Raw genomic sequence first — 15077 nt, 5'->3', positions numbered from 1 at the left:
TTCAAGGTCGCAATTTGCGACCTTAGATAATTATTTTTTATATCCAATTTTCACTCTTTCAGATTCATTTTCTTTCTTTTCAGTTAATTCATCTAAATAAGAAAATACCAATTCAATATTCTTATCATGATTCTCTAACTTCTTCTGAATCTGTAAAATATCAACTTTTATTTCTGTTGTATCGAGAAGCATTTGTCTCACTTTTGTGAAAATACGCATGATTTGAATATTGGTTTGAATGGCTTTGTCGCTTTTTAAGATACTTGAAAGCATTAAAATGCCATGTTCTGTAAAAACAAAAGGCAGATATTTTTGATATTTACCTCTTCCTTTCTCTAAGGTCACAATTTGTGACCTTAGAGAATCATATTCTATTTTAGTAAGTTCAAACATAAAATCTTCCGGAAATCGGGATAAATTTCTTTTAACAGATTGTTTTAGAACTTTAGTTTCTATTTCATAAAGCATCGCCAAATCACGATCAAGCATCACTTTTTGACCACGGATAAAATATATTTTATTAGAAATTGTTTCTTCAGAAAGTAAAGATTGATCTTCCATAAATTTTTAATTAAAAAAACAAATGTAAGATTTTATTTATATTTACAAATAAGATTTAAACTGCTTTAGTTTCCCGCGATTGGTTCTTGCTAAAACAGTTTTTCTGGTGAAAGTGAAGATTAGATTTGGCTCGAGATACAAATCAATTGCTTCTTTTATTTTTTGAATTTGTTCTGAAACTAATTCATTTTCAGAAATATATTCAATTTCAAAAGTATCTAATTTAGTTTGTTTGATAATGAATTCTTTTACGTTTCCATCATCTTCAATGATGCTTTTGGTTACATAATAAAATGTCAAACCTGGAGATTTTTTACCACTTGGCAAAACAGCAACATCATTGGTTCTTCCAATTAATTTTTTAAGAATTGGTTTTTGAGGTGTACTTTTTTCATCCAAAATTCCAATATCGCCAATTTCATATCGAATGAAAGGATTTGCTTTGTTGAACAAAGATGTAATCACAATTTTTCCTTCCGTTCCATGTGGAACAGGATTATTGTTTTCATCTAAAATTTCCACAAAAAGAGTTTCAGCATTTACCTGCCATTCGCCTTTAGGATTTTCAAAAGCAATTAAATCTAATTCAGAAGCACCATATTCATTGATAATCGGAATTCCGAATTGTTTTTCTAAAAGTTTTTTATCCGATTCAAAAAGCATTTCGGAAGTGACAAAACAAGCTTTTAAAGTTGGACAAATGTCTTTTAAAACAATATTTTTCTTTTCTAAATATTTGGCAAATAATACAATAGAACTGGTATAACCGTTAATATAATCGAATTTTTTGGTTCTGAATTTTTTTAGGAATTTCTCTAAAATAGCATCAGACAAATCAAAAACAGGAAAACGAAAACGTCCGCTCAAAAAATCCTTAAAGCGCTCTTTTTGATATCCAATAAAATCCATTGGAATTCCATAAAAACGTGCCTGATACGAATGGTTAAAATCAATGCCAAACCAGCCAAAACGCATAATGTTGGAAGCCCAAGTTAAAGCGTGCGAATACTTGTCTTTTGCAAAAACAAAAGGAGTTCCGCTGGATCCAGATGTTTTGTTGAGGTAAACCGTTTTTTTAGAATAACCTTTTGAAAGTCTTTCTTCCAGAGGTTTCTGCAAATTTTGCTTATTTAAAATTGGAAGTTCTTCCCAACTTTTAGCAGTTGAATTTCCAGCTAATTGGCTATAAAAAGGATTATTTTCCAAATGAAAATCGACAATTTCTTTTTTCTTCTTTTCAAGAAAAAGAACATATTCTTGTTCAGATAAATTGACAATTTTTTGCAATTCGGCTTTAGCTTCCTTTATCGGAAAACCATTTAAACGAAGCGTAATGTCAAATAGAGAAATCATTTGGGACTAATTTTTCGTCAAAAGTAATATTATCCAGTTACTAACATGGAAGAATGAGCAACTTTTTAAGATTAAATTATTTTTTAAGTTCAAAAGCAATTATTTTTGCACCACAACTAAAATACAACAACACATGACAATTTTATTATTGGGATCAGGCGGAAGAGAGCATGCATTTGCGTGGAAAATGGTTCAAAGTCCACTTTGCGAAAAACTTTTTGTAGTACCTGGAAATGCGGGAACTGCTGCAATTGCTGAAAACGTTGCAATTTCTGCAACCGATTTTGAAGCAGTAAAAGCATTAGTGCTAAAAGAAAATATAAGTTTAGTAGTCGTAGGACCTGAAGATCCTTTAGTAAAAGGTGTGTACGATTATTTTAAAAACGACGAAAGTTTAAAACATATTCCGGTTATTGGACCATCAAAAGTTGGAGCTCAATTAGAAGGAAGTAAAGAATTTGCAAAAGAATTCTTGATGAAACATAACATTCCCACTGCAGCTTACGACAGTTTTACTGCCGAAACAGTTGAAGAAGGATGTAAATTTCTGGAAACTTTACAGCCACCTTACGTTTTAAAAGCAGACGGATTGGCAGCTGGAAAAGGAGTTTTGATTATTCAAGATCTTGAAGAAGCAAAAACTGAATTAAGAAATATGTTGGTTCATGCCAAATTTGGAACAGCGAGTTCAAAAGTGGTTATTGAAGAATTCTTGGACGGAATCGAATTAAGCTGTTTCGTTTTAACTGACGGGAAAAGCTATAAAATTCTTCCAACAGCAAAAGATTACAAAAGAATTGGAGAGGGAGATACAGGTTTAAACACAGGCGGAATGGGAGCAGTTTCTCCAGTTCCTTATGTTGATGCGGTTTTAATGGAAAAAATTGAAACACGTATTGTAAAACCAACTATCGAAGGTTTCCAAAAAGACGGAATCGAATATAAAGGATTCGTGTTTATTGGTTTAATCAATGTGAAAAACGAACCAATCGTTATCGAGTACAACGTAAGAATGGGAGATCCTGAAACTGAAGTTGTAGTTCCAAGATTGAAATCTGATTTAGTTGAATTGTTTTTATCTGTTGCAGACCAGAAATTAGGAGACTTTAATTTAGAAGTTGATCCAAGAAGCGCAACAACGGTAATGGTAGTTTCTGGCGGATATCCTGAAGATTTTGAAAAAGGAAAAGTAATTTCTGGTTTAGAAAATGTAACCGATTCTATAGTTTTTCACGCAGGAACAAAATTAGATGGCGAAAATGTCGTTACTAATGGAGGACGTGTAATTGCAGTAACATCTTACGGAGATAATTTCCAAGAGGCCATAAAAAAATCTTACCAAAACATAGATAAACTAAGTTTTGATAAGATGTATTTTAGAAAAGATATCGGTTTCGATTTAATCTAAAAATAAGTTCACAAGCCCTTTTTAATTAAAGGGTTTGGTTTTTTATTTTAAAAATGAATGAGCCGTTGTATCTTGGTTTTCTGTTCCAGCGTCATCAAAAATGCGTAATTGTTTAATCCAATAAACGATTGCACATGCACAGATGATCATAAAAATCCAGTTAATAGTGTTTGCACCAAACCATGTTTTTAATTCTAAGTGACGTAAAAAGTCAAGTGGAGCAAACAAAATGTTAACGAATAGGTATTGAATTCCTTCAAAAAAAGCTGTCATAATTTTAAAAATTATATGTTATTATTGTTGTGTAATGCCTTGAAGATAAAATTCGGCGAACCAAATCTTTTTTCAACTTGTTAGGTTTTTCCTTTTAAACAAGTATTATCTTTACAATCACAAAAGTATAAAATATCCTTATGATAACAAGTGTTTTTAAAAAATCTACGCCATTAAATTATTCGTTGGTTGTAATTTTAATACTGGTTTTCTTTTTTATGTTCCAAATTAAAGACCCATCTTGGGTTACTTCTTATTTTTTGGCTTTTCAAAAAGTGAGTTTGCTATGCTTTATTTTGGCTTCGTTTTTTATGATTAATTTCATTGTAAAAAAGAACGGACTCAGTAAAGACAATGGTTACGCGATACTTTTTTACTTATTGTTTATTTTATTTTTCCCAACAATATTTAATGACTCGAATGTTATCTATGCCAATTTTTTCATTTTATTGGCTCTTCGAAGATTGATTTCGCTGCAATCTTTAAAATCATCAAAAGAAAAAATATTTGATGCGGCATTTTGGATTTTTGTAGCTTCTTTATTTCAATTTTGGAGTATTCTCTTTTTAATATTGGTTTATATCTCTATTATTTTTCACGTTTCAAGAGATTATAGAAACTGGGTTCTGCCTTTTATAGCACTTTTGGCTGTAACGATTTTATTCTACATGACATCATTAATTTTAAATATTGACGCTGTAACTTTCATTCAAGAAAGAGCAGTAGTCGATTTTAGAATTGATTATTTTAAGAATAATTACGAAAATGCCGCACTTTCTATTTATACGGCTGTAGCATTATTTTTTGTTACTTCGATGTTAATGACACTATCAAACAGACCACAAATTGTACATTCATCGTACAAGAAAATTGTGGCTTGTTTTTTTATAGCGGTTTTTGTTTACATCATTTCGCCAAATAAAAGCAATGATTTATTATTGTTTAGTATTGCACCATTAAGTATTATGGCAACAAGTCATGTGGAATATATGCAGCAGAAACTTAATAACGAAATTGTTTATTATACCCTGATTGTGTGTAGCTTATTTACTTTTTTCTCTCAGTTATAATTTACTTCCATAAGCAAGATCGCCAGCGTCGCCAAGCCCTGGAACAATATAGTTTTTCTCATTTAGTTTTTCGTCTAGAGAAGCAACCCACAAGTGGCAGTTTTCAGGAAGATTTTTTTCAAGGAAAGCAATTCCTTCTGGAGCTGCAATGACTACAACAATGTGAATTTCTGTTGGAGAAGCATTTTCTACTAATTTTTCATGAACAGCAACAATCGATTGTCCTGTAGCAAGCATCGGATCAAGAAGCAGTACAGTTTTATTATTTAAATCTGAAATGGCCTGATACTCAACTCGAATTTCAAATTCATCATCATGGTTTGGATGGTATCTGCAAGCAGAGACAAAGCTGTTTTCTGCGTGGTCAAAATAATTTAAAAAACCATTATGCAGAGGCAGTCCCGCTCTTAAAATTGGGCATAATACCAAATCGGTATCAATTTCTGTGGTCTTCTTAATTCCAAGCGGCGTCTGAATTTCAACTTCTTTATATGGTAGAATTTTGCTCAATTCATAAGCCATAATTTCTCCAATACGCTCAATATTTCTACGAAAACGCAGACTGTCATTTTGAACATTTACATTTCGGATCTGACCTAAAAAATGATTTAATACGCTGTTGTTTTCAGAGATATAATGAATTTTCATAATATTTTTTTAGAAGATCAATTGTTTATTAAGAATAATTGAAAAATTAATGTTTTTTTTCAAAGTATAAAAGTATAAAAAGTATCTTTGTTTTATAAAAAAATAAAAACATGTTTTCAAAATTAGCATATTCTGTTTTCGAGCAAAGCATCAAAGATTATCATCAATTTGATAATGTAGATCAGCCGATCAATAATCCTTATCCAAAAGATAAGTTCGAGCATTTGTTATATCTAAAAAATTGGATTGACACCGTTCAATGGCATTTTGAAGATATTATCCGTGATCCGCAGATTGATCCAGTTGCGGCATTAACTTTAAAAAGAAGAATTGATGCATCAAATCAGGAACGTACTGATATGGTGGAATATATAGATAGCTATTTTTTACAAAAGTATAGCACTGTAAAAGTAAAAGACGGAGCAAAAATCAATTCTGAGAGTCCTGCTTGGGCTTTTGACAGATTGTCTATTTTGGCTTTAAAAATTTATCACATGCATGAAGAAGCAAATCGTGCAGAAGCTTCTCAAGAACACAGAGATAAATGTCAAGAAAAATTAAATGTACTTTTAGAGCAAAGAACAGATTTATCTACAGCAATTGAAGAATTATTGACAGATATCGAAAACGGAGATAAATTCATGAAAGTGTACAAACAAATGAAAATGTACAACGACGATGATTTGAATCCAGTTTTATATCAAAATAAAAAATAATAATTTGGCAGACTTGTCTAGCAAAATTAAGCATATAGCCGTCATGAGACTATCCGCAATGGGAGATGTCGCCATGACGGTTCCTGTTTTACGAGCTTTTGTAAAACAATATCCAGAGGTAAAACTTACGGTTATTTCCCGTCCATTTTTCAAACCTTTCTTTGAAGGAATTCCGAATTTGGAATTTTTTGCTTTTGATGAAAAAGAAAGGCATAAAGGATTTCTTGGACTTTTACGTTTATTTCAAGATGTAAAAAAACTGAAAATAGATGCCTTTGCAGATCTTCATAACGTTTTGAGATCTAAGGTTGTGAGTTTACTTTTCGCTTTAAGCGGAAAAAAAAGAGCAACAGTTGATAAAGGAAGAGAAGGAAAAAAAGAACTAACCCGTGCTGAAAATAAGATTTTCAAACAATTGCCAACAATGTTTGAAAGACACGCAAAAGTATTTGAAGAACTTGGTTTTCCTGTAGATTTATCTCATCCTGAATTTCCTAAAAAAGCGATTTTAAGTGCAGAAATTACCGATTTAATTGGAGAGAATTATCAAAAATTAATTGGAATTGCGCCTTTTGCCCAATACGATTCAAAAGTTTATCCTTTAGATTTAATGAAAGATGTGATTGAAAAATTGGCCGAAAATAAAGATCAAACTATTTTGCTTTTTGGTGGCGGAAAGAAAGAAATTGATATTTTAAATTCGCTTTCAGAACCTTTTAAAAATGTAATAAATGTTGCTGGAAAAATTAAATTTCAGCAAGAATTAAAATTGATAAGCAATCTAGACGTAATGCTTTCTATGGATTCTGGAAATGCTCATATTGCAGCAATGTTGGGAGTAAAAGTTGTTACGCTTTGGGGCGCAACCCATCCATACGCTGGATTTTTGCCATTCAATCAAAGTTTAGAAAACGCACTGACTTCAGACCGAAATCAATATCCAAAATTACCAACTTCGGTTTATGGAAATAAAATGGTTGAAGGTTATGAAGATGCGATGAAAACGATTTTACCACAACAGGTTGTTGAAAAAGTTGTAGAGCAGCTTTCATAAAAGATTAAAAAATAGCGTTTTTTTGTTATAAGCTTCGGAGAAGCGAAATATTTATACAAAAGAATCACGTCTACAATATTAAAGCTCCAGCGGAGCGACATTTTTTATTATAATGTCGCTCCGCTGGAGCTTTTTTCTTTTGTTTTATTGTGATCCGATAAATATTTTACCCCGCTGGGGTATTTGCTGATCAAACAATATTTAAGCAATATTTTTGTTTAGATCATATCTTTCATTAGAATCGAGGAAAGAATATCCGATAGTTTTTTTTCTTTTTTTGTTTACTATAATGCTGACAAAGTTGTTTTTGTCTTCGGTTGACAATAGAATGTGTTCAAATTTATCAGATGAATCTCTGTAAATTTTATAAATTAAGTCATGATCTTTTATTTTCTTAGATAAAACTTTAGCCGATTTAAGTTTGCTTACATAAGGCCAGATATTAAAAATATTCGAATCGGTCTTTTTAACTTCTACCATTTTTTCGGTCAACGTTGAATTGTATTTTTCTCTTTCAAGCATCTTTGGACCTTTTTTGTTTTTCATTTTTATAATAACTGCCAGAACGCATAGCGAAGCAGTTACAAATAGCATAATAAATAGATATAAATGAAAGTGTTGAACGTGAGCTGTCATGATATTTAATGTTTAAATGTTTGACAAATTTGATTTAGCTCTACAAATTCTCAAAAGGCGAGATTGATATTGCCATAATTATACCCCTAATTTAATGAAAATTTGGCAAAATTTTAATAAAATTTTGTTTTTATTTCAATTAGAGCCAAATCTTCTCATCGCGACAACGACGGTAGATATAACTTTTTAGATTTGCAATGGTTTCCTGGTAATTTGGCGCGTCATAACCGTAGCGTTCATGCTCCATTTGTTCTCTTTCAATGGCATCACATCCTTTTATAACTTCTTTGATCATGTCGAGCAAAGCAAGTTCTTTATTGTCGGTTTTTTGAAATTTAAATTCAACAATTTCATCCTGAAGTTCTTCACAGTAATCAATCAGCTTCATAACTTCAGGTTCATCCAGAAGATATTCTTTGTTTCTAAAAATTTCTCGTACAGATTTCATATTCAATTCAATTTCAATTTTTAAATGCCATCCCGAGGCCTCGGGACCAAGCCAGATCTTTGTCAAAGTTTTAAACTTTGACAAAGATTAGAAATAACGCAATTAAACAAAAAAAAATCCAAATCCCAATTGTAAAATTGGAATTTGGATTTTTATATTTTGGAATTTTCAAATACTATACGTCGTCGTAATCAACATAAATAGTTTCTGAAGTTGGATGTGCTTGGCAAGTTAAAATTAAACCTTCGGCAATTTCGCTGTCTGTTAAAATAGAATTTTTCGTCATTTCTGCACTTCCTTTTGTCACACGCCCTAAACAGCTACTACAGATTCCGCCTTGACAAGAATATGGTGCGTCAACACCTTGTTTTAGTGCTGCGTCAAGAATAGTTTGTTTTTTAGACATTTCAAAAGTAGTCTCTTCATCATCTACTAAAACAGTAATTTTTGTATGTCCCTCTTGAGAACCTTGAATTGCATGCTCTTCAGAAGAAGACGTAAATAGCTCAAATTTAATAGCAGACTCTTTTACATTTTTCTCTTTCAAAACATTTGAAACAGTATTGATCATGTCTTCTGGTCCACAAAGGAAAAACTTATCAAATTGAAGCTCTTTGTGTTTGTTGTTTAAAACAAAATTCACAGAAGATTTTTCAATTCTTCCAAATAAAGCATTTTCAGCTTTTGCCTGACTGTAAACGTAATGCACAAAAAATCTTCCTACATATTGTAGTTGTAAATCGTGAAGTTCTTGAAAAAAGATTGTTTCTTCAGGAGTTTTATTTCCGTAAACTAATACAAATGAACTTTTTGGCTCATTTTTTAAAACCGATTTTATGATTGAAAGAACAGGAGTAATTCCGCTTCCTGCAACAAAAGCTGCATAGTTTTTTTGTCTTTCAGCGTCTGGCTCAAAAGTAAACTTTCCTTCTGGCTGCCCAACTTCTAGAACATCACCTGCTTTTAAAGTTGTGTTGGCAAACTGAGAAAAAAGACCATTTTTTACTGCTTTTACAGCAATTCGTAATTCGCCGCTGTCTGGTGCAGAGCAAATAGAATAAGCACGTCTAATTTCTTGATTATCAAGAGTTAGTTTTAAATTTATATATTGACCTGCAATAAATTTATAGTCAGGTTTTAGTTCTTCGGGAACATTAAAAAGTACAGAAACAGCATTTGCAGTTTCACGTTTAACCTCTTTAATTATTAGTTTTAAGAATGAAGGCATGATAGAATTTTTATGCAAAAGTAGCAAACCACTATTAAAAGATTGCCACTAAATTATTTTTTTTAACTTTTTTTGTAACGTTTTCCTACATTTGATCTCTTACTACAAAAATACTAAAACCAAAAACAATGATTAAGAAGTTTCTTTACCTCGAATGGAAGGCTTTCAGCAGATCGGCATCTTTCGGTAAAAACCTGGCAATGAAAATTTTAATAGGTTTTTTAATGATCTATTTTTCCCTAATTTTTATTGGTATGGGAGTTGGAGCATTTTATGTCCTTAAGGAGATGAAATTGGAACCATTAGTAACTGTCAACAAATTTCTGATTTATTATTTCCTTTTAGATTTAATAATTCGATTGTTGCTACAATCAATTCCTGTTTTAAATATTAAACCATTATTGGTTCTTCCTTTTAAGAAGCCAACAATTGTGCATTTTTCTTTAGGCAAAACGGCTTTGTCTTTTTTTAACTGGGTGCATGCTTTATTTTTTATTCCATTTTCGGTTGTACTAATTTTAAATGGTTACGATGTTGTCGAAATTATTTTTTGGCATTTAGGAATAATGGCTATGATATACATCAATAATTTCCTGAATATTATTTTGAGCAATATTGACAAATTGTTTGCTGTATTTGTGGTATTGATTGTCGTTTTTGGAGGCGCGCAATATTATAAGTTATTTGATATCACGACATTTACAACGCCATTTTTTCAGAGCTTTTATGATATCGATGGAATATTTTTAATTCCAATTTTAGTATTAATTGGGCTTTATGCTTTTACTTTCAAATACTTTGAAAAGAATTTATACTTAGATGCAGGTCTTTCTGTAAAACATGATGTTGCGTCAACAGAGAATTTAACTTGGCTGAACCAATTTGGAACTTTGGGAACATTCCTTAAAAATGATATTAAACTTATCAAAAGAAATAAAAGGTCTAAGACAACTATTGTAATGAGTGTGATCTTTTTATTTTATGGATTGATTTTTTTCGCCAACCCGCATCAACCCGCGGCAATGCACATTTTTGCTGGAATATTTGTCTCGGGAGGATTTCTTTTTGTTTTTGGACAATTTGTACCAAGCTGGGATAGTTCATATTATCAATTAATGATGACACAGAATATTCCGTATCGAGGTTACATTACTGCGAAATGGTGGCTTATTGTAATTGTTACTTTTATTTCTACCATTTTGGCATCATTTTACCTTTTTTATGGATGGGAAGTTTATTTAACGATTGTAGTTGGAGCGATTTATAATATTGGAGTCAATTCTCATTTAGTTCTTTTAGGCGGAGCTTTTACAAAAACTCCAATTGATTTGAGTAACGCCGGCGGAGCTTTTGGAGATAAAAAAGCTTTTAACGTTAATTCAATGCTTTTGTCTTTACCAAAAATATTTCTGCCTTTATTATTGTATTGGCTTGGATTACATTTTGCAGATAAAACTGTGGCGTTAAGCTTAGTAGCTGGAGCTGGAATTTTAGGTTTTATCTTCAAAGAAAAAGTATTTTCTCTAATCGAAAAAAGATACAAGATTGAGAAATACAGTACGATTAGCGCATACAAACAAAAGAATTAATTAGAAAATGAGTCAATTAGATAATTAATCTAAAATCAACAATCTAAAATTTACAATTACCATGATACAAGTAAGTCAACTTTCAAAAACATATAACGGAACAACTGTATTAAATATCAGCAATCTTGAAATTCCAAAAGGGCAAAGTTTCGGATTGGTTGGAAATAACGGAGCAGGAAAAACAACTTTTTTCAGTTTGCTTTTAGATCTTATCCAACCTTCAACAGGATATATAAAAAGCCATGATATTCAGGTAAATACAAGTGAAAACTGGAAATCTTTTACAGGATCATTTTTAGATGAAAATTTCCTTATCGGATATTTAACTCCTGAAGAATATTTTTATTTTATTGGTGATTTGCGTAATCAGAATAAAGCAGATATCGATGCGTTATTGGCGAAATATGAGGAGTTTTTTAACGGAGAAATTTTAAAGAACAAAAAATACCTTCGTGACTTGTCAAAAGGAAACCAGAAAAAAGTGGGAATCATAGCAACACTTATTGGAAATCCTGAAGTTGTAATTTTAGATGAACCTTTTGCAAATCTAGATCCAACAACGGTTAGCCGATTGAAAAAAATCATTAAAGAATTGGCAGATGATCCAAATGTAACGGTTTTAGTTTCAAGCCACGATTTGCAGCATACAGTAGAGGTTTGTGACCGAATAGTTGCTCTTAATAAAGGTGAGGTTGTGAAAGATATTCAAACTTCAAAAGAAACCTTACAAGAACTCGAATTGTTTTTTGCAGTATAAATTTCAATATTTAAAAAAGAAGCGTATTTTTACAAGTCAATATACTAAAAACAATTTTTAGTAGTTATCTGATTTAAACTCTTTCTATTGAAAAAGAATACTCTTAAATATAGTTTTATTCTCATTTTTTTATTCTTTTTGATAGCTTGTTCTACCAAAAAAAATACATTTTTGTCTAGAACTTCTCACTCTGTTGGTACTAAATATAATATTTTGTACAATGGAGGGATTAGTTTAGATAAAGGTTTGCTTTCTATTCAGTCTAATAATGAAGATAATTTTTGGAAATTACTGCCAATAGAAAAAATGCAGTTTGACGAAAATTTTTCTGAAGGAGAAAAAGCTAAAAACCCTGATTTTGAAAGAGCTGAGACAAAAGCGACCAAAGCGATTCAGAAGCACTCGATGAATATTGGGGGTAGAGAAAAAAACACTCAGATAGATGAAGCTTACTTAATGTTGGGAAAAGCGAGATATTATGATCAGCGTTTTATCCCAGCAATTGAGGCGTTCAATTATATTTTATACAAATATCCAGAAAGTAATAATATTTACATTGCAAAAATCTGGCGCGAAAAAACCAATATGCGCTTAGGTAATGATGCCATCGCATTAAAAAACATCAAACTTTTACTTAGAAATACAGATTTAGACAAACAAACTTACGCCGATGCAAATGCTCTTCTTGCAGAAGCTTTTCTGAATTTGGAAGAAAAAGACAGTGCTGTTTCTAGACTTAGAATTGCAGAGCAGTTTACTAGAAAAAATGAAGAGCGCGCTAGATACCGTTTTATTCTTGGCCAAATGTATCAGGCTGAAGAAAAACGAGATAGCGCAATCTATTTTTATGATGCTGTAATTGATTTAAATAGAAAAGCAGATCGTAAATATATGATGCACGCTTACGCGAAAAAAGCACAAATGTTTGATTATGGAAAAGATAACGATACCATCTTTTTAAAAACATTCAATAAGCTGGTTACAGATCGTGAAAACCGTCCTTATTATGATTTTCTTTTTTATGAAATGGGAGTTTACTATGACAAAAAGAAAGATCAAGAAAATGCTTTAGTATTTTACAATAAATCTTTAGGAAGAAAATCCAAAGATCCATATTTAATGGCATCGGCATACCGTAACATTGGAAATATGTATTTCAAAAATACAGATTATACAATGGCCGCGAAGTATTATGATAGTACTTTGACAAAATTAGATCCAAAAACTAGAGAGTATGCGTTTATAGAAAAAAACAGAAAAAATCTAGATAACGTAATTAAATACGAAGCGGTTGCAAAACGTAATGATAGTATTATTACAGTTTACAATATGCCACCGACTGAAAAGAAATCTTTCTTCGAAAATTACATTGCTGAGCTTAAAAAGAAAGACGAAGAAAAAAAACTGTTTGAGGAAAAAGAAAAAGAACGATTAGCAAACATCGATCGAAATTCACAAGCACAAGGACCTGTAAATGGAGCTGTTAATCCACAATCTTTAGGTAAACCTGCAGAATCTGATGGAATCGGAATGCCTCCAGGAACTAATAATGACAATGCAAGTACTTTTTATTTCTACAATCCAACAACGGTTGCCTACGGAAAACTGCAGTTTAAAAAAATGTGGGGTAGTAGATCTCTAGGAGGAAATTGGAGATTAGGAGGAACAAAATCTGCTAGCGATGCAATTAATGATAGCATAAATACAAAAGAAGTTGCTAATGTATTGAAAGATACCATTGTACCAGAAAAATATACTGTAGCTTATTATGTTAAACAGCTTCCAACTTCAGAAGCTGCGATGGATAGTATTGGTAAAGAACGCAATTTTGCATATTACCAATTAGGACTTATATATAAGGAGAAGTTTAAGGAATATAATTTAGCTAGTGATAAGCTCGAACAATTACTGCATAATAATCCTGAAGAAAAACTGATTTTGCCATCAATGTATAATTTGTATAAAATTTATCAAATTACAAATCCAGAAAAAGCGGAAGCAATAAAAGCTGAAATTTCGACAAAATATCCAACTTCGAGATATGCTCAGATTTTAAATAATAAATCGGACGATCCGAATTCTAATCCTGACGTAGAATACAAAAAGTGGTTTAAACTCTTTGAAGAAGAACACTTTGATGAAGTCTTAGCCAATATTGATAATTTAATTAATCAATATTCTGGCGAAGATATTGTTTCTAAATATGAATTATTAAAAGCCAATACTTTAGGAAAAGTAAATGGTTTGGAGGCTTATAAAAAAGGTCTTGAAAATGTAGCAGACAATTACCCGAACAGTGAAGAAGGTAAAAATGCTAGAGAAATTCTCGAAAAACAAGTTCCGGTTTTAGAGAGACTTAATTTTACAACTGTCGACAACAAAAATTGGAAAATACTATATCGTGTTGCTAATACCGATACTAAAACGGTTAAAAGAATTGAAGAAGCAATTAGAGTATTTTTGTTAGTTGAAAATTACGAAAGATTGACAACATCTTTGGATAAATACAATAAAACAGAAAGTTTTGTAGTTATTCATGGTTTAAAATCTGAAGCTTATGCGAATGATATTGCTGGAGTTTTCAGAGATGATAAAAAATATAAAATTCCAGATCAGGCAATAATTATATCAGCTGATAATTATAAAATTGTTCAGATTAAAAAGAATTTAGAAGCATACTTGACCCCAAAAACCCCTTAACCGCCATGTTTGAAAAAGTAAAAAAAAACGGAACTGAACAATTAGGAAAAACGAATAGAATTGTAGAAGGAACATCAATAGTAGGAGACATCGTCTCTAAAGCCGATTTTAGATTAGACGGCGAATTAATTGGAAATTTTACTTCGCAAGGCAAAATTGTTATTGGGGCCAAAGGAGTTATTAAAGGAGAAATTATTTGTAATAATGCTGACATAGAAGGAGAATTTCACGGAAAAATAAAAGTTCTTGAAACCCTTAATATTAAATCGACTGCTCAAATTCACGGAGAAGTTGCTGTAGGGCAACTCTCTATAGAACCAGGCGCAGACTTCACAGCAACTTGCACGATGCTTGCACATTCAAATCAGGTAATAATGTTAGAAGATGGAAAAGGAGCCGAATAATAATAGGAGAAACAAATGGCTTGCATTTATTAATATCCCCTTTCAAATGGGGGTTATTATTTTCTTATTCTCTTATTTCGGAACCTGGCTAGACGAAAACCATCCAAGCCCTAAAGTATATTATAATACCATTTTTGTATTAATTGGTGTCGGTATTGCATTATATAATGTAATCCGACAGGTTAATGAGATCAATAAAACAAAGTAGTTTGTAAATAAAAACCGCTTGAGA

At 31.4% G+C, this 15077-nt stretch carries 16 protein-coding genes; 9 read left to right on the top strand and 7 right to left on the bottom strand.

Annotation, left to right across the window (positions count from 1 at the left end):
• Nucleotides 1-30: 30 nt before the first annotated feature.
• Complete coding sequence (locus tag V6624_RS09840; protein WP_111284327.1) at nt 31-561, bottom strand: ORF6N domain-containing protein; 531 nt, start codon at nt 559-561, stop codon at nt 31-33.
• Between the two features lie 42 nt (nt 562-603).
• Nucleotides 604-1914, bottom strand: coding sequence for a phenylacetate--CoA ligase family protein (locus V6624_RS09835; protein WP_111284329.1), 1311 nt, complete (start codon nt 1912-1914; stop codon nt 604-606).
• Between the two features lie 133 nt (nt 1915-2047).
• Between V6624_RS09835 and purD the strand changes: the two genes are divergently transcribed.
• Nucleotides 2048-3322 (top strand): phosphoribosylamine--glycine ligase, encoded by a 1275-nt coding sequence (gene purD / locus V6624_RS09830; protein WP_338841657.1) that lies wholly within the window; start codon nt 2048-2050, stop codon nt 3320-3322.
• A gap of 42 nt (nt 3323-3364) precedes the next feature.
• Here purD and V6624_RS09825 read toward each other — a convergent pair whose 3' ends face one another.
• Nucleotides 3365-3595 (bottom strand): DUF6341 family protein, encoded by a 231-nt coding sequence (locus V6624_RS09825; protein ID WP_198855047.1) that lies wholly within the window; start codon nt 3593-3595, stop codon nt 3365-3367.
• 140 nt (nt 3596-3735) lie between these two features.
• Here V6624_RS09825 and V6624_RS09820 point away from each other — a divergent pair, with 140 nt between their 5' ends.
• On the top strand, nt 3736-4665 hold the full coding sequence (locus V6624_RS09820) for a DUF6427 family protein (protein WP_338841656.1): 930 nt from the start codon (nt 3736-3738) through the stop codon (nt 4663-4665).
• Here V6624_RS09820 and upp read toward each other — a convergent pair.
• Nucleotides 4660-5313: a uracil phosphoribosyltransferase gene (gene upp, locus V6624_RS09815; protein WP_338841655.1), complete on the bottom strand. Its 654-nt coding sequence runs from the start codon at nt 5311-5313 to the stop codon at nt 4660-4662. The genes V6624_RS09820 and upp overlap by 6 nt on opposite strands.
• A 110-nt stretch (nt 5314-5423) precedes the next feature.
• Here upp and V6624_RS09810 point away from each other — a divergent pair, with 110 nt between their 5' ends.
• Nucleotides 5424-6029 (top strand): DUF4254 domain-containing protein, encoded by a 606-nt coding sequence (locus V6624_RS09810; RefSeq protein ID WP_338841654.1) that lies wholly within the window; start codon nt 5424-5426, stop codon nt 6027-6029.
• 43 nt (nt 6030-6072) lie between these two features.
• Nucleotides 6073-7083 carry a glycosyltransferase family 9 protein gene (locus V6624_RS09805; protein WP_338841653.1) on the top strand — a complete coding sequence of 337 codons (1011 nt, stop codon included), beginning with the start codon at nt 6073-6075 and terminating at the stop codon, nt 7081-7083.
• 201 nt (nt 7084-7284) lie between these two features.
• Here the strand turns inward: V6624_RS09805 and V6624_RS09800 are convergent, their stop codons facing one another.
• The 3 genes from V6624_RS09800 to V6624_RS09790 all read right to left on the bottom strand — a co-directional run bounded on the left by V6624_RS09800 (nt 7285) and on the right by V6624_RS09790 (nt 9395).
• Entirely contained in the window at nt 7285-7629 is a 345-nt protein-coding gene (locus V6624_RS09800; protein ID WP_239455581.1) for a hypothetical protein, read from the bottom strand.
• A 229-nt stretch (nt 7630-7858) separates the two neighbouring features.
• Nucleotides 7859-8233 (bottom strand): hypothetical protein, encoded by a 375-nt coding sequence (locus V6624_RS09795; protein ID WP_239455582.1) that lies wholly within the window; start codon nt 8231-8233, stop codon nt 7859-7861.
• A gap of 109 nt (nt 8234-8342) precedes the next feature.
• Nucleotides 8343-9395, bottom strand: a complete 1053-nt coding sequence (locus V6624_RS09790; protein ID WP_111284343.1) for a 2Fe-2S iron-sulfur cluster-binding protein — start codon at nt 9393-9395, stop codon at nt 8343-8345.
• Nucleotides 9396-9523: 128 nt separating this feature from the next.
• Between V6624_RS09790 and V6624_RS09785 the strand changes: the two genes are divergently transcribed.
• From V6624_RS09785 to V6624_RS09765, 5 genes are all read left to right on the top strand, one after another.
• Nucleotides 9524-10984, top strand: a complete 1461-nt coding sequence (locus V6624_RS09785) for a DUF5687 family protein (protein ID WP_111284345.1) — start codon at nt 9524-9526, stop codon at nt 10982-10984.
• Between the two features lie 61 nt (nt 10985-11045).
• Complete coding sequence (locus V6624_RS09780) at nt 11046-11741, top strand: ABC transporter ATP-binding protein (RefSeq protein ID WP_111284347.1); 696 nt, start codon at nt 11046-11048, stop codon at nt 11739-11741.
• Between the two features lie 171 nt (nt 11742-11912).
• Nucleotides 11913-14441 (top strand): tetratricopeptide repeat protein, encoded by a 2529-nt coding sequence (locus tag V6624_RS09775; protein ID WP_422389337.1) that lies wholly within the window; start codon nt 11913-11915, stop codon nt 14439-14441.
• Nucleotides 14442-14446: 5 nt separating this feature from the next.
• A complete protein-coding gene (locus tag V6624_RS09770; protein ID WP_111284351.1) occupies nt 14447-14845 on the top strand; it encodes a bactofilin family protein in 399 nt (132 codons plus the stop codon).
• Nucleotides 14826-15053, top strand: coding sequence for an AtpZ/AtpI family protein (locus V6624_RS09765; RefSeq protein ID WP_111284353.1), 228 nt, complete (start codon nt 14826-14828; stop codon nt 15051-15053). Before V6624_RS09770 ends, V6624_RS09765 begins: the two co-directional genes overlap by 20 nt.
• The last annotated feature ends 24 nt before the right edge of the window (nt 15054-15077 follow it).

It is taken from the genome of Flavobacterium ginsenosidimutans, from assembly GCF_037478105.1.
GTDB lineage: Bacteria > Bacteroidota > Bacteroidia > Flavobacteriales > Flavobacteriaceae > Flavobacterium > Flavobacterium ginsenosidimutans.
This window is presented reverse-complemented; position numbering and strand designations above follow the sequence as displayed.